General features: G+C 56.6%; 21 protein-coding genes. 13 read left to right on the top strand and 8 right to left on the bottom strand.

The window, feature by feature from the left end; all coding sequences use genetic code 11:
- Positions 1 to 24 precede the first annotated feature (24 nt).
- The 7 genes from B0D71_RS00895 to B0D71_RS00925 form a co-directional block, all read right to left on the bottom strand.
- Complete coding sequence (locus B0D71_RS00895; RefSeq protein ID WP_103393050.1) at positions 25 to 921, bottom strand: HNH endonuclease; 897 nt, start codon at positions 919 to 921, stop codon at positions 25 to 27.
- 388 nt (positions 922 to 1,309) lie between these two features.
- A complete protein-coding gene (locus B0D71_RS00900) occupies positions 1,310 to 2,359 on the bottom strand; it encodes a phage integrase (RefSeq protein WP_103393051.1) in 1,050 nt (349 codons plus the stop codon).
- A 1-nt stretch (position 2,360) separates the two neighbouring features.
- On the bottom strand, positions 2,361 to 2,603 hold the full coding sequence (locus tag B0D71_RS00905) for a DUF4224 domain-containing protein (RefSeq protein WP_103393052.1): 243 nt from the start codon (positions 2,601 to 2,603) through the stop codon (positions 2,361 to 2,363).
- Positions 2,593 to 3,135 carry a hypothetical protein gene (locus B0D71_RS31545; protein WP_205885983.1) on the bottom strand — a complete coding sequence of 181 codons (543 nt, stop codon included), beginning with the start codon at positions 3,133 to 3,135 and terminating at the stop codon, positions 2,593 to 2,595. The genes B0D71_RS00905 and B0D71_RS31545 overlap by 11 nt, the downstream gene beginning before the upstream one ends.
- Positions 3,136 to 3,192: 57 nt before the next feature.
- A complete protein-coding gene (locus tag B0D71_RS00915) occupies positions 3,193 to 3,510 on the bottom strand; it encodes a pyocin activator PrtN family protein (protein ID WP_103393053.1) in 318 nt (105 codons plus the stop codon).
- 232 nt (positions 3,511 to 3,742) lie between these two features.
- On the bottom strand, positions 3,743 to 4,027 hold the full coding sequence (locus B0D71_RS00920) for a phage antirepressor KilAC domain-containing protein (RefSeq protein ID WP_103393054.1): 285 nt from the start codon (positions 4,025 to 4,027) through the stop codon (positions 3,743 to 3,745).
- Positions 4,028 to 4,036: 9 nt separating this feature from the next.
- A complete protein-coding gene (locus B0D71_RS00925) occupies positions 4,037 to 4,627 on the bottom strand; it encodes a hypothetical protein (RefSeq protein WP_103393055.1) in 591 nt (196 codons plus the stop codon).
- A gap of 335 nt (positions 4,628 to 4,962) precedes the next feature.
- On the opposite strand from B0D71_RS00925, the gene B0D71_RS00930 reads away from it, so the two are divergent.
- On the top strand, positions 4,963 to 6,036 hold the full coding sequence (locus B0D71_RS00930) for an AbiTii domain-containing protein (protein WP_240635650.1): 1,074 nt from the start codon (positions 4,963 to 4,965) through the stop codon (positions 6,034 to 6,036).
- A 63-nt stretch (positions 6,037 to 6,099) separates the two neighbouring features.
- Here the strand turns inward: B0D71_RS00930 and B0D71_RS00935 are convergent, their stop codons facing one another.
- A complete protein-coding gene (locus tag B0D71_RS00935) occupies positions 6,100 to 6,747 on the bottom strand; it encodes a LexA family protein (protein WP_103393057.1) in 648 nt (215 codons plus the stop codon).
- A gap of 100 nt (positions 6,748 to 6,847) precedes the next feature.
- Between B0D71_RS00935 and B0D71_RS00940 the strand changes: the two genes are divergently transcribed.
- The 12 genes from B0D71_RS00940 to B0D71_RS00995 all read left to right on the top strand — a co-directional run bounded on the left by B0D71_RS00940 (position 6,848) and on the right by B0D71_RS00995 (position 18,233).
- On the top strand, positions 6,848 to 7,081 hold the full coding sequence (locus B0D71_RS00940; protein WP_103393058.1) for a hypothetical protein: 234 nt from the start codon (positions 6,848 to 6,850) through the stop codon (positions 7,079 to 7,081).
- Positions 7,082 to 7,413: 332 nt separating this feature from the next.
- Positions 7,414 to 7,932, top strand: coding sequence for a phage regulatory CII family protein (locus B0D71_RS00945; RefSeq protein WP_165798668.1), 519 nt, complete (start codon positions 7,414 to 7,416; stop codon positions 7,930 to 7,932).
- Positions 7,925 to 8,152 carry a TraR/DksA family transcriptional regulator gene (locus B0D71_RS00950; RefSeq protein WP_103393059.1) on the top strand — a complete coding sequence of 76 codons (228 nt, stop codon included), beginning with the start codon at positions 7,925 to 7,927 and terminating at the stop codon, positions 8,150 to 8,152. The genes B0D71_RS00945 and B0D71_RS00950 overlap by 8 nt, the downstream gene beginning before the upstream one ends.
- On the top strand, positions 8,142 to 10,358 hold the full coding sequence (locus B0D71_RS00955) for a VapE domain-containing protein (RefSeq protein ID WP_103393060.1): 2,217 nt from the start codon (positions 8,142 to 8,144) through the stop codon (positions 10,356 to 10,358). The genes B0D71_RS00950 and B0D71_RS00955 overlap by 11 nt, the downstream gene beginning before the upstream one ends.
- Positions 10,351 to 10,716: a PA0613 family protein gene (locus B0D71_RS00960; RefSeq protein WP_103393061.1), complete on the top strand. Its 366-nt coding sequence runs from the start codon at positions 10,351 to 10,353 to the stop codon at positions 10,714 to 10,716. The genes B0D71_RS00955 and B0D71_RS00960 overlap by 8 nt, the downstream gene beginning before the upstream one ends.
- 527 nt (positions 10,717 to 11,243) lie before the next feature.
- Positions 11,244 to 11,591, top strand: a complete 348-nt coding sequence (locus B0D71_RS00965; RefSeq protein WP_103393062.1) for a phage holin family protein — start codon at positions 11,244 to 11,246, stop codon at positions 11,589 to 11,591.
- The gene (locus B0D71_RS00970; protein WP_133160907.1) at positions 11,588 to 12,319 is read left to right on the top strand and encodes a hypothetical protein; all 732 of its coding nucleotides are present in this window, start codon (positions 11,588 to 11,590) and stop codon (positions 12,317 to 12,319) included. Before B0D71_RS00965 ends, B0D71_RS00970 begins: the two co-directional genes overlap by 4 nt.
- 188 nt (positions 12,320 to 12,507) lie before the next feature.
- Positions 12,508 to 13,005: a hypothetical protein gene (locus B0D71_RS00975; protein ID WP_103393064.1), complete on the top strand. Its 498-nt coding sequence runs from the start codon at positions 12,508 to 12,510 to the stop codon at positions 13,003 to 13,005.
- Between the two features lie 37 nt (positions 13,006 to 13,042).
- Positions 13,043 to 15,043, top strand: coding sequence for a phage terminase large subunit family protein (locus B0D71_RS00980; protein WP_103393065.1), 2,001 nt, complete (start codon positions 13,043 to 13,045; stop codon positions 15,041 to 15,043).
- A gap of 3 nt (positions 15,044 to 15,046) precedes the next feature.
- A complete protein-coding gene (locus B0D71_RS00985; RefSeq protein ID WP_103393066.1) occupies positions 15,047 to 15,268 on the top strand; it encodes a DUF6148 family protein in 222 nt (73 codons plus the stop codon).
- Positions 15,265 to 16,875: a phage portal protein gene (locus B0D71_RS00990; RefSeq protein ID WP_103393067.1), complete on the top strand. Its 1,611-nt coding sequence runs from the start codon at positions 15,265 to 15,267 to the stop codon at positions 16,873 to 16,875. The genes B0D71_RS00985 and B0D71_RS00990 overlap by 4 nt, the downstream gene beginning before the upstream one ends.
- A gap of 2 nt (positions 16,876 to 16,877) precedes the next feature.
- Positions 16,878 to 18,233: a S49 family peptidase gene (locus B0D71_RS00995; protein ID WP_103393068.1), complete on the top strand. Its 1,356-nt coding sequence runs from the start codon at positions 16,878 to 16,880 to the stop codon at positions 18,231 to 18,233.
- Positions 18,234 to 18,244 lie beyond the last annotated feature (11 nt).

Here is an 18,244-nt window from a genome sequence, read left to right on the forward strand (position 1 = left end):
GTCGAGCGCAGGCCTATTTTTCATTTAGTTATCAAAAATCACATTTTTTAACCCGCTAATGCTTGGCATGGGGCTCATTCGGTGAATAATTCGATGACAGTTTGAGCAAACTACAGCCAGCTCGCTAAGCTTTGTCTTAGTATTGCGATCCGATTTGTGCAGAGGGGTGAGGTGGTGGACTTCGCAGAATTTTTCACCATGCTTTCCGTATACCTTTTCAAAGTCGAAGCCACAAACCTCACAGCACAGTGCACCAGTTGCGGCCAAAACCGCGGCTCTCTTCTTTTTGACGATGGTGCTGTTTCTCTCACGGCGGAAATGTGAAACTAGTCGAGGGTTTCCCTCTGATCCAAACGCTTCCGAATCCACGTCTGGCAGTCTATCGGGCCTGGAGTCTCGTTCAATCAGGAGAAGGACCTTATCGACTAACTCCGCACTTTCTGGCTTGTCCGCGTACCAGACATTGCTTTGACCAATGCCTCCTTTCACCGCGCGCGGAATCATGAACTCGCGTTCGTAAGCAGGCAGCAACCTAACATCACCAGCAGATGCTGAAATTCGATAGACTTCTATTTCATTTTTTCTGTGGTTTTTTGATGGCTTACTAATCCGCTGGAGCTCGCGATAAACGGTGGCGTTCTTGTACCAACCGACCACTGCTGTGCCACCACTATCTGGTCCGGCAGTCCATACAACAGTTACGCCATCTGCATATTCCTCGCCCTTTTTGGCCCCTAACTTTTCGACACTGATGCGACCGGTAGACTGAACGTATCCATAGACCTTTCCATTTGCATTGGTAAAGTTGCAGACCTCATGTCCAATCGAATCATTATTGTACGAGCCGCCGCGCTGGATAGAGTCCCCATCTATGCCGTCGTAGCGTTCCATCCAGCCAATATTGCAAAATATTATCGACATAAATTTTCCTTGGCATCTAAGTTATTTTTAATGAGCAGCCTGTGGTACACGGAGCATCCTGTGAGCCAAATAACGGTTTTAATCACCGTTCAAGCAGTCTCTGACCATATTCTTGGGGAGTTCAACGCATAGTAGTGCGCTGTTTGCAAAGGCACGGCAGTTGTATGCCATAGCGGAAAGTCCCTTTTGCGTGGTGGACCAACCAAGCATTGAGACTAGCGTAGAGCAGGGAGGAGAAACAACCGGGATGGTCCCTCTAGGTCAAAATTGCCCGGTGAAAACGGGAGTAGATCCATTTATTGAACGTCTTCTCTTGGCTGTGGATTCAACCGGTCGATGCAACAGATTGGATAAATTTTTCAGCGGGTGTTTCGTAACGCGTTTTCCGCTATTTTGACGGCTTCGCAATGGCGCCGACGCGACGGTAAACGCGTTCAGTTATGTCACCCTTGGTATGTCCCAAGAGCAGGCTCGCCTCGCCGATGTCAGTAATTTCCGACGCGGCTTTTGGCCTGATGTCCCGAAACTGAAAGCTGCTGATTCTTCCAGCAAGCAGCATGTCGCCAGTCTCGATCGCCTCTTTCTTGGCCATTTCCCGGGCCTTATCCCAGCGGTCGCGAAGCATCTTGGCTGTCATACGCTTCCCACGCACACTCACAATCAGGTAACTCGAAACGTGCTGAGCGTTTCGCTCTGCGATTTTTGCGATCAGCATACCCAGGCTGTTTTCCGAACCGCTGGTAGTCATCTGGATACGCAGCTTCTTGTGCGTTTTGCTCTGCTGCACCATTAAATACCCCCCTTCGATATCATCCTTGCGCATGACTAGGACGTCGGCCGGCCGTTGCCCTGTCAGGTAGGCAAGGTCCATCGCATCTTTCAGCTCTTGAGCTGCTTTCTTGTAAACAGCATCCCAAACCGCATCGTTCGCGTAATAGTCCCGAGGCTTCTCCTTGTTCTTGCGTACACCCTGACAGGGATTTTCTTTGGAGGTCAGACCCCACTCACGTGCCATATTGAATACGTGAGAGAGCGTGGCTATTTCACGGTTGGCCCGGACCTTTGCAGTTCGAGCGTCTCGATAACCAGCGATCGTGGCCGGCGTGATTGAGTCGATGGGGGCATTGTCGAAAAGTGGTCGCAGCTGTTTGATCTCTGAAAGGTTGTCTCTCTGTGTGCGGAGCGCCTTCTTCGGGACAATGTCGCGAATATAGCGGTCAAAAATCCCCTTCATAGTCCGCAAGTCCAGTGGTATTTCCTTGGCTTCGAGTTCCGCCCACTTGAGCCTGGCTTGGTCGAGATCCTTGCCCAGTGGGATCGCCTTTCCTGTGGAGTCCAGGTAGTAATAGGCGATCCAGGTTTTCCCGCTCTTACGTGGCCGCGACCATTGATACATCCGAGGCGGCAAATGGCGGGTTGCGGTTTTGCGGGGGCGCATATCAGTTCACTCGCGAGAAGTCGGGCGTCCATACGGGCGCGGCTGGCAATGGGGTGGGGGTAATGTTGGTTGGCGTGATCACGCCGAGCTTCATCCGGGCATACATCCTTCCTACCAATGGACGCTTGCCACGACTTTCGACATAGAGCCACTGGCGATCATCCAGCCAGCGACGTTGGTAGGCCCTGGCCTTGTAGCCGGTGATATGCGCCAGCTCTTCGTCCGAAAGGATTTCAGCTTCCATGATTGATCTCCCTGACCCGTTGCTCGATACCTTCGAACTGATGGTGTTTGCTGCATTTTTGATGGGAGGCGGGCTCGACAGTCCTGAGCCGCTGGCCATCGGATGCACTGGGCACGAATCGCGCGCTTAATGGGGGCGTATAGCCCACAGCAGGCTGCGCGAGCGGGCGATACTGAGCGATTAGCGTTGCATCAAAGTGGGCTGCCTCGCGCAGCTTTTCGTGGGGTATAAGCGCCTCGGCAGTGGCGTTGACAGGCTTAGAAATGCCTGCTGCTACGCAGCAGAGACTCTTTGTTTCTTGTGCGTCGACCACTCCGACGTTGCAGAGCAAAGCGGTTGAGGCCTCGATGGTCTGCCGCTGGATCTCTATGCCGCTTTCCTCCGATGTTTGATTGCCAGTTGGTCCATCAGCCGCTGGTGGTCGGTGGAGCTCGGCACAGCCATCGAGCAAGCAACCTCGATAACCGACCCAGTAGAGAAGGGTGGCGCCAAATATGAGGCTGAGCAGAGCGCAGATTTGTATTGCGGTCATGTGGTGTGCTCCATGAAGTATTGTTGGCTGGTGGTGGCAGCCGTGTGGTTGTGGGGTTTACTCGGGTGCTTCGTTCCGCGGTCGCAGCATTTCTTCGTCGGCTTTGTAGGCACGGATATCAATCAGCGAGGCGACGTGCCGGATGTGCGCGTACTTCGGTGCCTTACGGCTGTTGTCCAGCGTGGTGATCGGCAGTTGGATTCGGCCATTGAAAATTTCAGCCACAAACGACTGCTCGTTGAGGTTGCGGAAATACTGTTCACGCACTTTTTCCAGCGGGATAAGTACGTCGCCGAAAATGCGGTAGAGCAGTTCTACAGTGACTGATTCCGGAGCCGGCATCAGGCGTAGGGGATTTTGGTTGGCGTCTTTCATGCCGCGTCCTTGTTCGTTTTTATGGGGTGTAAACACTTGAGTTCCTCTTCCAGCAGATCAATGAGGTGTCGATCAACCAGGCTGCTGTTCATGTGGTTTTCTCCTTTTGGGGTGATTCCATGCATTGAGGCAATGCGTTTTGGTTAGCTCCCGCAGATGTTCAGGCACTTCGAGGAGCGCGGCGTTGCGCTCCTCACGTGTGCGCATGGCGACGATCTGGCGGGCGTACTCCCTAGGCCACGTCACGGTTGTCGGCCGGAATAGCGGGCAGTTCGAGCCCCAGCTGCTCGGCCAGCCAGCGTATGCCGGCTTGCCGGACCTTGGTCGACTGGCTGTATTGCATGCCAGCGGTTTCGTGATACCAGGTACCGTCCTTGATCCGCAGATACTCGCGGTCGCGAACCGGGAATGCGGGCAGGTTGCGGCGGTTGAGAAGGCCTTTCTCGCGCATAAGTGCGATCAGCTTTGGTCGGGTGAGACCGAAGTACTTGGCGGCTTTTTCCAAGCTACGTTCCATCTCGGCCTCCTAGGCTGCATGCGCGGCGGGAGTAGCCACGGCAGCCAGGTGATTGATGGATTCAGCCACTTGCTCGTAGATCTCGGCATCGCTACCGCACACGGTGAAGCATTTTGTGCGTGGGCGTTTCACGCCGATGCTCATGATGGTGGTGACGCCAGGGCGCGTTTGTGTGCGATGGATGGCGACATGGATGGGGAGGTCGAAGCCCATGTCGAGGCTCAACGCGCCGCCAGTGCGTACAAGCTCGAACACTCTCTGTTTGTTCTCGATATCAAACCGAGCATATTGGCGACTTGCGTGGGGGAGATTCAGTGGGGCGGCGGTGTTGCTGGGGTCAATAGGACCGTTGGCGATTTCTTCGATGAAGTCGGCCAACTTGAGATGCATCTTTTTTTCGTTCAGCAAGGTCAGCGTATGGCGCTCGCTGCCCAGTTCGACGCTGAAGAGGGTATCAGTGGTGCTGCGTTCTACCTTTAGTCGAAACGTCAGGGCTTCCCGCAGAGGCATGGACCGAAGAGTGTGATTGAACGTCTCACTCAGGTTGACCTGTGCCTTGAGCAGTTGCAGGGTACGGTTGTCGAGTTTGAATTTGCTCATGCCGCGTGCCCTCCGCCGTTCGGGTCGAATGGTGCAGGCGTGAGACGGGCTTTTGGCTTGGGCTTGCTGGTGACAAATGAGCAACCGTATTCGCGGGCCAGACGGCGAATCTCGAAGATGCGGAGGGGGTCAGCAGCGGTTGGATGGACGTGGAGAGTGGCTGTGGTGTGCATTGTGTTGCCTCGCTCTGTGGTGAAAGAGTTTGGCAAAGTTAACCTATATGGTAAACATGTCAAGAAAAGTTAATCTATTTGGTATTTTGTAGGCGATTTGCGAATTTTTGAGGGTCGTGCACGCTCTACCCGTCAATTTTTTATGATGTCATGATGATGTTCATGGGCATGGGCATGGGCATGGGCATGGGCATAGGCATTGGCATTGGCATTTCAGAGGGGAAAGGTATGACGGAAAAAAACACAAGGATCAGTGAGGCTCGCGCTGTGGCTGGATCGCTTCTAGATGATCTAGAAACTTCATCGTCATCAGTTGACAAAATATTGATGCGAGCCAAGCGGCTTGCAAGATTGATGCGCGATGCTGACGCTCAGCTTTGGTTAGATTATGAAACGAAAGGGTATCCGAAAGATTTTGATTTTAGTGAATTAGGTAGTTGTGAGGCTTATGCAATTTCCTCTGGTAGATTTGATGAGGTTGCGGGAACTTATCGTATTCAGAGTCTTTCGCAAATAGAGGCGAATGTTTACGGCGCACAGTCGAGCCTTGATAGTTTTTCTCCAGGAGCCGTTGGAGCAGTTAAAGATTTTGTAGAAAAGAATGCCACGGAACAATTACTTGGCAATCAGATTAAACTTCACAAGGTTATTAAGGATAACTATTCAAATAATAAATCTATTTTTGTCTCGTTAATGGCTGGGCTGCATAACTACGCTACTGATATGTATCTTGCTCTTGAGTTGGGGGATGCAGCGCAGGATATATTTGAAGGGGCACGACAAGAGATTGATAGTTTTGTACGAGCGCATTGCCCGAAAGCTGCTGAAAAAATAGTAGCTATAAACGAACGTATTGCAGATAACTCAATAGAATCTCGGACAGCGGCGCTTACTTCCTGTAGGCGTTTGCTAATGACAGTCGCAGACTCTCTTTTTCCCGCGTCGGTAACGGATTGGCTGGACTCGAAAGGAAAGCCTAGAAAGGTTGGTGAAGAGCAGTATAAAAATAGGCTTTTGGCCTACATGGCTGAGCGGACTGATAGTGGCAGTAATGAAGCAATACTAAGTTCGGAATTGGAGTTTTTAGCTGCTAGATTAGATGCTATCTATGAAAAGACTTGTAAAGGAGTTCATGTCGATGTTACAGCGCAAGAGGCTAAACTTGCGGTTATTCATACATATCTTTTTCTTGGGGAGATAGCGTTGTTGCCGCGCGAGCCCAGAATAAAGTCTTGAATGTAGGAGGCTGGATTTTTCTTTTTACGAAATTTCCAGCTTTACTTGGATTGATATTCGTGTTTAAAGGTCGGAGATTTTCCACCTGGCGCGTCCGCAAATAGTCCACTCCTCAGTCATCCGAATAATTCGTTCGGGCCAATCGGGGTTGATTGCAAAAAGATACTGCTCGCCTCCCTCCTGTTTTAGTTGCTTGAGAGTTGTTGCTTGATCACTTGTACGTTTCGCCGCTACAAAATGGCCTGGTAGGGCCTCAAGCGAGGGATCAATAACAATCTTGTCTCCCTCTACGAACTTTGGCTCCATGCTCATGCCTTCAACGCGAAGAATAAAAGCCCGTGGACCAACTGGTCCTGGCGCATCAATCCATTCTTCAGCATCTGCGGGGTCGAAGCTGTTGTGAGATTCGCACCAAGCTCCAGCAGCAATTGATCCTATAACTGGCAACTTACGTCCTGTATGGCTGAGCACTGTGGCATTGTTGAACTCGTCAAGCCCATAGGGCATGTCGAGATATCCATTGTGAAGACTCAGTGCTTTTTCAATCTCTCGAGCAATCTGATCGCCGATGCCTTTTGTAGGATTTTTGCCTCCGAACGCGCTCACTTGGGCGGGTGCCTTGCCCAAAAGATCGGCAACGTCAGTGAGACGAAGCTTCCTCTCGGCCAATATTCTTCGGAAATTCTGTAGGCGGGTATCTGAGATTTTCATGTGCCGATTCTGGCTTGATTAACCTTTTAGGTGAATGTCTTTCTTGGTATTGTAAAAATTAACCTTTATGGTTAAATTGGCCGTCTAGGAGGGACACCACATGAAACTGCGCGACTACATCAACCATTTGGATTCAGATGCACTCACGGCTTATGCCATGCGGTGTCGGATTGCAGTGAGCTACCTGCGTCTTCACATCAAATACGCGAGCAAGGACCCCAGCGTCTCTTTGATCAAGTCCTTGACTCGTGAAAGTGAAGGTTGCGTCTCACTAGCTGAGGTTCTGGAGCATTTCGGCATCATTGAAACAATTTCAACTAGCAAAGCAGCGTAGTCAGAAAAAAGGCGACCCAAGGGCCGCCCAGTTCCTCCCGGCACGCACCACCACAGCGCTGTCGGGTCGCAGTAAAGATAGGCGGGCACACCACATGCGAACCGTCGATCTTTACCGCGCTTTTCCAAGGCACGGATGCCTTGGTGTTGCTGCCTTTTCCACCACAGATTGGGCAGCTGTTGCGCCAGGGGGGAACAACGGATTGTTCGCCCCGGCACGGTGCCGGTGTCGATCCTGAAGATCTAGCCGGCGTTTGGGCACTTTCAAGCCACGCGGCAAATGTATCACCACTGCACGCCGCGCGGCACTGGCAACTTTCAAGGATTAATGCCATGAGCCGAATCGCTCTGAGTTGTATCGAACGGGCGCAGCGGGAAGTCCTGCCGCTCGATCTAGCGCTTTACCATGCTGCCCGGGATTACCCTGGTGGCGCCGCTGCAATTGCCATCACCACCGGCAGAAACCCCACCACGCTGCAACACAAACTCTCTCCCACCCATCCCAGTCACTCTGTGAACATCCAGGAGTTTGGCGAAATCCTCGAACTGACCAAGGATCGCCGCATTCTTGATGCAGTGCATGCGCTGGTCGGCGACACGACTTGGCAGGAGTTGGCCGAGGCCTATACCAACGATATGCCTGAGACTTTGACTACGGGCATTGCAGAGTACTTCAGACAAGTCGCCGATTTGGCTGATACCTGGGCCAAGAGCATTGGCGACGGCGTTGTGACGGATCGCGAACTGGCCGAGATTCGTCTGCAGGTGTTTCGCGGCATTCAAGGGCTTCTGGGGATGTTCAACCGAGCCACGTACGTCAATCAGACAACGCGGGTGGCTGCTCATGGCTGATATTGCTGATTTTGCGAATGACCTGGTTCAGGACCGTCTTGATCAAGCCCTCGCAGCACGCAACGCTGCTAAGCCCGTGTTGGCGGCGCATTCTTTCCTGTTTTGCGTAAGTTGCGACGATCCGATCCCAGAGGCTCGCCGACTTGCCCTGTTGGGTTGCGATCTTTGTGTTATTTGCCAGTCCGTTGTTGAATCGCGGGAGGTCCGTCATGCTCGATGAGGTATTGGGGCAATTCGCGGACTACGGACTCGAACCGGAACAACCACTGGTATTCGGCAAACTGACTCGCTGCAAAACGTCCCAGGACAAAGGCAAGGAAAAGAACGGATGGTATGTGGTCCATGAGCATCGAACCGAAAAAAACGAAACACTGATCTTCGGCAGCTTCGGTGACTGGCGTTCCGGCGAGACCCAGAAAATTAAGGTCAAGGCCGGGCGTATGAGCCCCGAAGAGCGCGAAGTTATGCGCGCTCGTCAGGAAGAGGCAAAGCGCAAGGCTTCCGAGATCGCGGCCAACGCTGCACGGCGTGCGGCCAACCGGGCTGCTGGTCTGTTCAAGCGTATGCCTGAGAAGGGTAAGAGCGCCTATCTGGATCGAAAGCAAATTGTCGGCTTCAAGGTCCGCTATGCGCCTCGTACCGGCGCATTTTTAGTACCTATGTGCAACGTGCGGGATCAGATCGTCGGTTTGCAGGTGATCTTCCCGGCAGTCCAAGAGGATACAGGGCGCGACAAGGCCTACTGGCCCTACGGCATGTCGAAAGAGGGCGCTTTCCATCTGATTGGCCCGCACCCTGAACCGGGGGAGCCGGTGCTGGTATGTGAGGGCTACGCCACGGGCGCTAGCCTGCACATGGCGACATCGTTGACAGTGGCTATCGCCTTTGATGCGGGCAACTTACTTCCGGTCTCCAAGGCCATGCGCGAGCGTTTCCCCAGTTGCCCGTTGATCCTCTGCCGGGACGATGATTGGAAAAGCAAACGCCCCAATGGCGAGCCTTGGAACCCAGGTGAAGAAAAGGCCAACAACGCGGCGTTAATCGTCGGTGGCCAGGTGGTCGGGCCCGTCTTCTCGGGCGAGCGTGAGATCAAGTGGACCGACTTCAACGACTTGCATATTGCCGAAGGATTGGAGGCTGTCCGCCGCCAGGTGTTGGCGGTGGTCAAACCTCCTGCAGCTGGTGGTTGGAAGGATCAACTGGCCCGTACCGAAAACGGCTCCCTGATTGCGCACATGCAGAATGTCGAACTGATCCTGGGCAATGACGAACGTTGGGTCGGCGTCATCGGTTATAGCGTGTTCAGTTCCAAAATCGTCAAACTGCGGTCCGCACCTTTTGGTGGCGGTGCCGGCGATTGGGCCGACATCGATGACATGCGGGTGATGAAGTGGCTCGCGCAGCAATACAACCTGCGGGTCAAAGCGTCCCATGTGATCGAAGCGGTCAGTGTGGTTGCCCATGACCATTCTTTTCACCCGGTGCGCGAGTATCTGGAGAAGCTTGAGTGGGACCGCGTGCCTAGGCTGGAAAGCTGGTTGACCGATGTGCTGGGCGTCCAGGCCAGTGAGTATTCTGCCAAAGTCGGTAAGCGCTGGCCGATCTCGGCTGTGGCTCGGGTGATGCGCCCGGGCTGTAAGGCTGACTCGGTGATGATCCTCGAAGGTGGGCAGGGTGAAGGTAAGTCCACGGCCATGGGTATTCTCGGCGGCGAGTGGTTTATGGACACGCCGTTTGCCCTCGGCGACAAGGACAGTTTTCAGGCGATTCGCGGCAAGTGGATTGTTGAGCTGGGGGAGTTGGACAGTTTCAACAAGGCTGAGAGCACCAAGGCCAAGCAGTTCTTCTCAGCGTCCACCGACACCTATCGCGAGAGCTACGGCCGCAGAACAAACGATGTGCCACGCCAGTGTGTGTTCGTGGGTACCACCAACCAAGAGGAATACCTGAAGGACGCCACGGGTAACCGCCGTTACTGGCCGGTGTTCTGCAACAAGGTCGACTTGGAGCAGCTGCGTGAGATCCGCGAGCAGTTGTGGGCTGAGGCGGTGTTCTGCTTCGAGGCTGGCGATATCTGGTGGGTGACGAAGGACGAGTCATGGATGTTCGCCGAGGCACAGGACGAGCGCTTTGTGGTGGACGAGTGGGAAGGGCCAATCCTGACCTGGTTGGAAGAATCGCAGATCGGCGAGACCGCTACCGGCAATGAGATTCTGACCCAGGCGCTCAAGCTCGATTTCGGGCATTGGGGTAAGCCTGAGCAGATGCGAGTCGGCGCGATCATGCACCGGCTGGGCTGGCGGAAGAAACGTATGCCGGCGTTGGCAAAAAGCGGTGTCCGACAGTGGGCCTATCAGAAGCCTGCAACGTGGGCACGTGCGGCTGCATTGCAGCAGGCGGTGGTAGAGGAGCCTTGCTTTGATTAAGCGAATCGATGAAATGCTTAAGCTCTGGGCGCAGGATCTGCATTCGCCAATTCCTGAAACTTATGGTGGTGCGAGCGGAGGCAACATGATCGCCATGTTGATGGAGTGCAAGGGCGAGCTGATACGTGGCACTCGGGGTAGTCGGGTGCTGTTGGACGAATCGGCGGATATTGAACTGATCGTCAACAAGCACCTGGCGCCAGAACTTGCCTTGGTGGTGATGGAACACTACTGCAACCACGAAAGCTTTCTCTCACAGAAGATGTTGCACTGCGGATGCAGTGCGCCGACCTACTACCGCCGGCTGCATGATGCCCATGTGAGCATCGATGGCTTGCTGATGGGGACGGCTGCATGACCCCTGGCGTCACTCCGCTTGTTGTTGTCCTACTGTCCGGCCTTGTCCGACTGCCGTTTGAGGTAGTCGGACAAGTGCAGGCCGCACCGTTGCTGGGCTGTCCTACTGTCCAACCTTTGCCCTCACCATGCACAACGTAAGCATAGCGGGCACGTAGTCGCGCCCATGGCGCGCACGCGTGCTTTTAGCTTTCTCTCTATACACAAGGAAAAGTTAAATAAGGTAGGACAGTAGGCCAGAGCCCCGAATTTAGGCGCCTGTAGCTGTCCCACTTCGATTTTGAATAGTGGGACAGGTAGGACAGGGCAACAGAAGCGATAGCCGAGGTGATGTATTCACCGACATTCGCTAGACGTTCACCCTGCGTTACCTACTTATTCACCTGGTGGCATTAAAGTAGGGTTGCTGCCATGAGAATCCACCTGTAAAAAGTACCCATCTTCGATAGGTGCGACCGCAGAGAGCGGCAGGCACCACACACCAAACCCGGCCCTTGTGCCGGGTTTTTGCGTTTATGGAGTAGGGCGATGACGAACGAGCAGCAAGCGCTGGCAGAAATGCCAATCTGGTTAGTGATCGTCCTGGCCCTGGTCGGTGGCGTATCGGGCGAGATGTGGCGGGCGGACAAGGATGGGGCGCGGGGCTGGGTGTTATTGCGACGCCTGGCACTGCGGTCGGGTGCCTGCATTGCCTGCGGGGTTTCGGCGATGATGTTGATGATCGCTGCAGGCATGTCGATCTGGGCGGCGGGTAGCTTGGGTTGCCTGACCGCGATGGCCGGCGCCGATGTCGCCATTGGGTTGTACGAGCGCTGGGCAGCCAAGCGTCTTGGCGTCAGCGAGTCGTCAACCACTGGCGGCGAACCAGGGCAATGATGCGCCTTGAGATGCGCGACAACATCGACAAGATCGTGAAAGGCCTTCGAGGGATCAGCCGCAACAAGGTGCCAATTGCTGCGGCCAAGGCGCTGACCTTCACCGCCGAACGGGTGCAGATCGCAGAGAAAGAAGAGATTGCCCGTGTGTTTGATCGTCCTACCCGCTGGACGTTGAACTCGATTTACAAGCGAAGTGCCACACCCACCCGGTTGCTCGCCCGTGTGTGGGTCAAGGATGAGGCCAGTTCGGGTGTTGCGGCATCGAAGTATTTGCCGGTGCATATGGACGGCGGAAATCGTCCGCACAAGCGATTCGAGAAAGCGCTGATCCACTATGGCCTGATGCCTGCTGATATGTACGCGGTACCGGGCAGGCGCGCTCGAATGGATGGCAACGGCAACATCAGTCGTGGGCAGATCGTCCAGATACTCTCCGCCCTCGGTGCTGCCGAACGTGTATCGGGCTTCATGGCTAACCGCACGGCTCGCAGTAAACGCCGCAATCGCAATGCCCCTGACTACTTCGCTGGTCGCCCAGGCAATGGCACTGGCCCATTGGGTATCTGGCAGCGTGTCGGCAACGGCGCGCGGCCCATCCTGATCTTCGTTAAGCGTCCGACCTATCGTCGGCGATTCGACTTCTACGGTGTGGCCAACCGCGTTGCCGCTGTCGAGTTCGAACCACTGTTCCGCCGGGCATTGGCCCGCGAGATGGCTCGCGACTGAGGCCGTCGCCGATTTTCGGCGTTTCCGTGCGGTTTTGAGGCGATTCAGGCTCGGATCGAGGCCTCATCCCCTTTTTTAATGGGTCCTTCCGGCGATCTGGGGGAATGGGGTAATTCGAACCCCGATCTTTTTGCAGATTCAACCCGACATAGGGGGTTCCGCTTCCTGTCCAGTCCTAGGAGATGACCATGCCAACACAGCGCGAGATAGCCGATCACCTGGACATGAGTGAGCGCAATGCCCGCGATGTGTTGAAGGGGTTGGGCATCAGTGACTGGCAGGCCGCCAGCCTGGACGAGATCCGGACAGCGTACATCCGCGACCTGCGCAACAAGGCGGCGGGGCGCGGAGGCAGCCAGTTGGAAGAACTCAACGCCGTGCGGATTGACGAAGGGCGGGTCAAGGCGGCGAACGGGCGTCTGCTGTATCACGAGAAATTGCGGTCGCTGATCCCCAGCATGGAAGCGGAGCGAGTGCTGTCCGACTGGTCAGCCTTTGCCAACCGGGAATACCTGGGCGGCGTTGAACGATTAATTCAGGAAATCGAGAACGTGCAGAAACTCACGGTTGATCGATCTGTGGTGGCCAAAGTTGCTGGACCTACAACCGAGCGAATTGCAGGCTACGCGCGAAAACTTGGCGCAGAGCTTGTTGGCAGCAGCGGGGAAATTCAACCCGCCGCGTGATGTGCCCACGGCGGAGTACTTGAGCACGGAGTTTTACTTGCCCGCCGAAAGCGGTGTGCTGCACGGCCTGTACGACTTCCACTACACGCCGTACTTCCTCGGCGTGGCCGCGGCACTGGATGATCCGCGCGTCAGCGAAGTGGACCTGATGAAAGCCGCGCAGATCGGCTGGACCTGGTTCCTGATCGGGTACCTGTTCAAGTTTGTCCAATTCCTGCCCCGGCCGATCATGATCCTGTTTGCCAAGGAAAAGGACGGGAAGAACTTCCACGATGAGAAGCTAAAGCACGGCGTGATGGCGAACAGCGAGGTCAATCGGTTGATGCCGGTCGACACCAGTCGGTCCTCCGGCAACCGCTGGGATCATAAGAGCTTCCCGGGCGGCTTTCTCAAATTGGTGGCCTCGAATTCCCCCGGCAACGTGAAGTCGACCTCATCCGTGGGACTGTCGGTGGTCGAAGAGCCGGACGATACCAGTGATGACGTGAAGGGGCAGGGCGATGCGATCGCCCTGCTGGAAGAACGTGGGAAACGCTACCCGGGTTCGAAAATGCTGGTCGGTGGAACCCCAGCGATCAAAGGCGCGAGCAAGACCGAGGCGCGCCTGGCACAGACCGATTGCCGAGTGCTGCCGATTGTCTGTCATACCTGCGGCCAGGCTCATGTGCTGGACTTCGCCCATATCAAATACCTGGACATCAATGAAGGGGTCGAGCCGCACGAAATCTATGGCCGTGCAGATCCCGACACAGCCGGCTACGCCTGCCCACATTGCGGAGAAATCTGGGACGACTACCAGCGCAAAGAGAACATCCGCAACACGGTGTTCAGCGCCGTCGAGGCGGGTGATCCATTTTGCGGTTGGGTGGCAACGAAACCCTTTGCCGGGCGTGCAGGGTTCATCGAACTGAACGAACTCTATGCGTGCCTGCCTGGTACCAGCCTGGCGAACATCGTGCGCGAGCAGCTCAACGCCGAGCACCAGGCCGCCATGGGCAATCTGTCGCTGCTGATCAAGTTCGTCAACCAGAAACAGGGTCGCGCCTACGAGTACAAATCGGATCTGCCCGAAGCCGACAAGCTGGCGGAGCGGGCCGAGGATTACCCGGAAATGTTCGTGCCCATGGGTGGGCTGGTGATCACCGCAGGTGTCGACGTGCAGCACGATCGCCTGGCGGTCGTTCTTCGCGCCTGGGGCCGTGGCGAGGAGTCATGGTTGCTCTACTGGGGTGAGATTTACGGCGAGGTGGTGCTGCCAGGGCAGGGTGTTTGGTTGGATCTGGAAAAGCTGTTGTTCTCGCCGATCACCCATGCCTGCGGTGCCAAGCTGAAAGTCCTGGCAGTCTCGCTGGACACCTCGGACGGCACCGTTACCCAAGATGCAGCCTATGCGTTTTGCCGTAAGCATCAGCAACGCGGCGTTATGGCAATCAAGGGGGCCAGCGAGCGAGGCAACAGCCGGGATGATGAGCGAAAAGAAATCTTCAGTGCGCCTCGTCAGGGGGTGGACACCGACAAAGAGCAAAAGGCCTCGAAGTACGGCCTGCGCCCTTACATCGTCGGTACGTCCCGGGCCAAGGATCTGTGGATTGAGGGGCGACTGCCGCTGACTGGAGACGGTCCAGGTCGGATGCACTTCTACAAGACGGTGCGTCCCGACTACTTCCGGCAGATCACCGCCGAAGTGAAAGCCCCCAGCCGGCGGCACCACTACCGCAAGGTCTGGCAGAAAAAGGCGGGCGAGCCGAACGAAGCCACGGACTGCGAAACCTACGCTCTGCATGCGGCCCGTTCGCTGAAAACGCACCTGCTCAATGAACACGACTGGGCGGCGCTGGATGCTCAGATCCGCCAAGGCGGTTTGTTTGATTCGCCACCACCGGAGTCGGACATCGAGCCGGATTCAGATCCCGCACCGGCGCCGGAAAACCCGGTACCGAAACCATCCGCTGAACCCAACGAGCTCCCGCCTTCTGGCGGGAGAGTTGTTTCTGGGCGCCGCACTGCTATGCGCGTGCTCTCTCAACGCAGGAATTAATCTATGGCCATCACCCTGGAACAGGCGCAAAGCCAGCTTCAAGCCTGGCTCGACGCAAGCATGAAGGTCAGCCAGAAGCAGAGCTACCGCATCGGCACCCGTCAGCTGAACTACGCCGACGCGGCAGAGATCACCAAGATGATCGATTACTGGCAGCTCCAGGTGGATCGACTGGCCAGCGGTCGCCCTCGCGGCATTGTCTTGCGCGGGATCACGCCGTTATGAGTCGTTCGCTCAAGGCTCCCGAGCCCACGTTGCTGGATCGGGCAATCAGTTGGTTTAGCCCCGAGAGCGGCGCCAAGCGTATGCAGGCGCGTATGACGATGACGGCAATGGGGGGTTACAGCGGCGCCTCAAAACGCAAGCGCTCCCTTAGTGCCTGGAATCCATCGGCCGGAAGTGCAGCTGCAGATCTGCTGCCGGATCTGCCGACTCTTCGGGAACGATGCCGCGACCTGGAGCGCAATAACCCCATCGGTGGTGGCGCGATCAACACGGTGGTGACCAAAACGGTCGGTACCGGACTGGCGCTGAAGTCTGTGGTTAACCGTCAGATCCTCGGTTGGGATGAGGACACCGCGCGTGATTGGCAGCGCAACACCGAGTCGCTGTTCAAGTCATGGGCCGAAACCACGGCGTGCGACATCACCCGCGAACAGAACTTTTACGGCTTGCAGGATCTGGCGTGGCGTTCGGTGTTGAGCAGCGGTGATGTCTTTCCGTTGTTGACCCACAAAGAACGCCCGGGTCAGCACTACTCGGCCTGCATCCAGCTGATCGAAGGCGATCGGGTGTGTAACCCAGACAACAAGGCCGATACCGAAACGCTGACCGCTGGCATCGAACGTGATGCCGATGGGGAGCCGATCAAGGCTCACATTCTACGCAGCCACCCGGGTGCACTGGGTGTGAGAGAGCGGAAGTGGGATGAGCGACCCTTCTTCAATGAGCGGGGTGGTCGGGCGCTGCTGCATTTGTATCGGCGCAAACGTGTCGGTCAGCCTCGCGGAGTACCGTACCTGGCACCGGTGATCGAGAAGCTCAAGCAACTTGATCGCTACACCGATGCAGAGCTGGAAGCCGCTGTGGTGTCGGCGTTCTTCGCGGTGTTCATCAAGCCCGGGCCTGGCGGGGATCTCAGCCCGTTGGCCTCCGCTGCGACCGGCAACACGCCGGTTGGCGGTGATCGTCCTGCAGATCGTGCGGCCGGTGGTTGGGACGGAACACTCAGCGGCGGCATTGTCGCCGAGCTGGATCAAGGCGCATCGATAGATTCAGCCGCGCCCGGGCGTCCGAACCTGGCGTTCGATCCGTTTGTATTGGCGATGTTGCGCCAGATCGGCATGGCGTTGGAGCTGCCCTATGAAGTGCTGATCAAGCACTTCACGGCCAGTTACACCGCCGCGCGCGCCGCTGTGATGGAGGCCTGGCAGTTCATCCGTGGCTGTCGCGACTTCCTGGGTAACGATTTCTGTCAGCCGGTGTACGAGCACTGGCTGGAAGAGGCTGTTGCTCAGGGCGACATCGATGCTCCCGGCTTTTTCGACCATCCGTTGCTGCGGTATGCCTACTGCGGTTCGATTTGGGTCGGCGATGGTCCGGGCACCGTGGATCCGCTCAAGGACATCAACGCGGCCAAGGCGCGTGTCGATCTTGGCGTCAGCACGCTGGCTAAGGAATCAATGCTCTACGACGGCAGCGACTGGGAAGAAAACCACGAACAGCGCGCGCTGGAAGTGAAACGTCGAATGGAAGACGGCCTATCTGCCACGCCGGCCTCTCAACCTGAAGACCAGTTGCCGCAAAACCCCGACTTACCCGAACGGACCTGACCATGACCGATAAACCAACCGACGCTCCACCGGCGCATCGGGTGACGGCGTTCGACCTGGTGTCGCGCGAGCCCTGGGCGATCACCCCGGACATGCTGCACACCATCGCGGCGATCGCCCGTCGTGAAAACGATGGCCCCGAGGCTGTAGAGGCCAGGCAGGGGCGGCCGCTGCAGAACACCCGCAACGTGACCCAGCGCGGCAGTGTGGCGCTGGTCCCGGTCACCGGGCCGGTGTTTCGTTACGCGAACCTGTTCACCGCCATGTCCGGCGCGACTTCGCTTGACGTGTTGGCGAAGGAGTTCACCGCTGCGGTGGATGACCCGCGCACCGACAGCATCATCCTGGTGATGGACACGCCCGGCGGCCAGGCCAGCGGCATCGCCGAGTTCGCCCAGATGATCCGGGCATCCCCGAAACGGGTGGTCGCCTACGTGTCGGGCAATGCCGCCAGCGCGGGTTACTGGATGGCGGCGGCAGCCCACGAAATCGTCATGAGTCGCACCGGCGCGGTCGGCTCCATCGGCACGGTGCTCTCGGTGCGCACGAACAAGGATGACGGCAGCGTCGAGATCGTCAGCAGCCAGAGCCCAAACAAGCGTCCCGACTTTGCGACAGAGCAGGGCCGTGCGCTGGCCCAGAACCATGTCGATCGCTTGACCACCATTTTCGTCGAGGACGTCGCGAACTATCGCGGTGTTGACGTCGATACCGTCCTTTCCGACTTCGGTCAGGGCGACATGCGGATCGGCTCAGACGCTGTTGCCCTGGGCATGGCCGACCGTGAATCCACCCTTGAATCTTTGATTGCCGAACTCAACGGCAGCAACTCCGGAGATCGTTCTATGACTACAACCACCGCAACCCAGCCAAGTACGACCGCTGCCGATAAGCCAACCATCGATCGCGCTTACCTGGCGGCCAACCACGCCGAGTTGCTGGCGACGCTGGAGCATTCCGCTCACGCCGCCGGTGCGAAAGCTGAGTGTGAACGTATTCAGGCGGTCGAGGCTGCCGGGCTTCCCGGTCATGAAGAGTTGATCGCCTCCCTGAAGTTCGACGGCAAGACCTCTGGTGCTGAAGCAGCCAGCCAGGTGATCACCGCCGAAAAGTCCAAGCGCACTGCCGCGCTGGCGGATATCCGCAGCACGGCGACCAAGCCAGTCCCTGCCGCAGCCGCACCGGACACCCCGGCGGCCGCGTCTGATCAGGAAGATCCCGAGGCGCCGCTCGAGGAGCGGGCCAAGGCGACCTGGGACGGCAACAAGGAATTGCGGGCTGAGTTCGGCGACTTCGGTGCGTACCACGCGTACCGCAAAGCCGAAGACAAGGGCCTGATCAAAGTCCTGAAGAAGTAACCCGGACCACA

Source organism: Pseudomonas laurylsulfativorans (assembly GCF_002906155.1).
GTDB lineage: Bacteria > Pseudomonadota > Gammaproteobacteria > Pseudomonadales > Pseudomonadaceae > Aquipseudomonas > Aquipseudomonas laurylsulfativorans.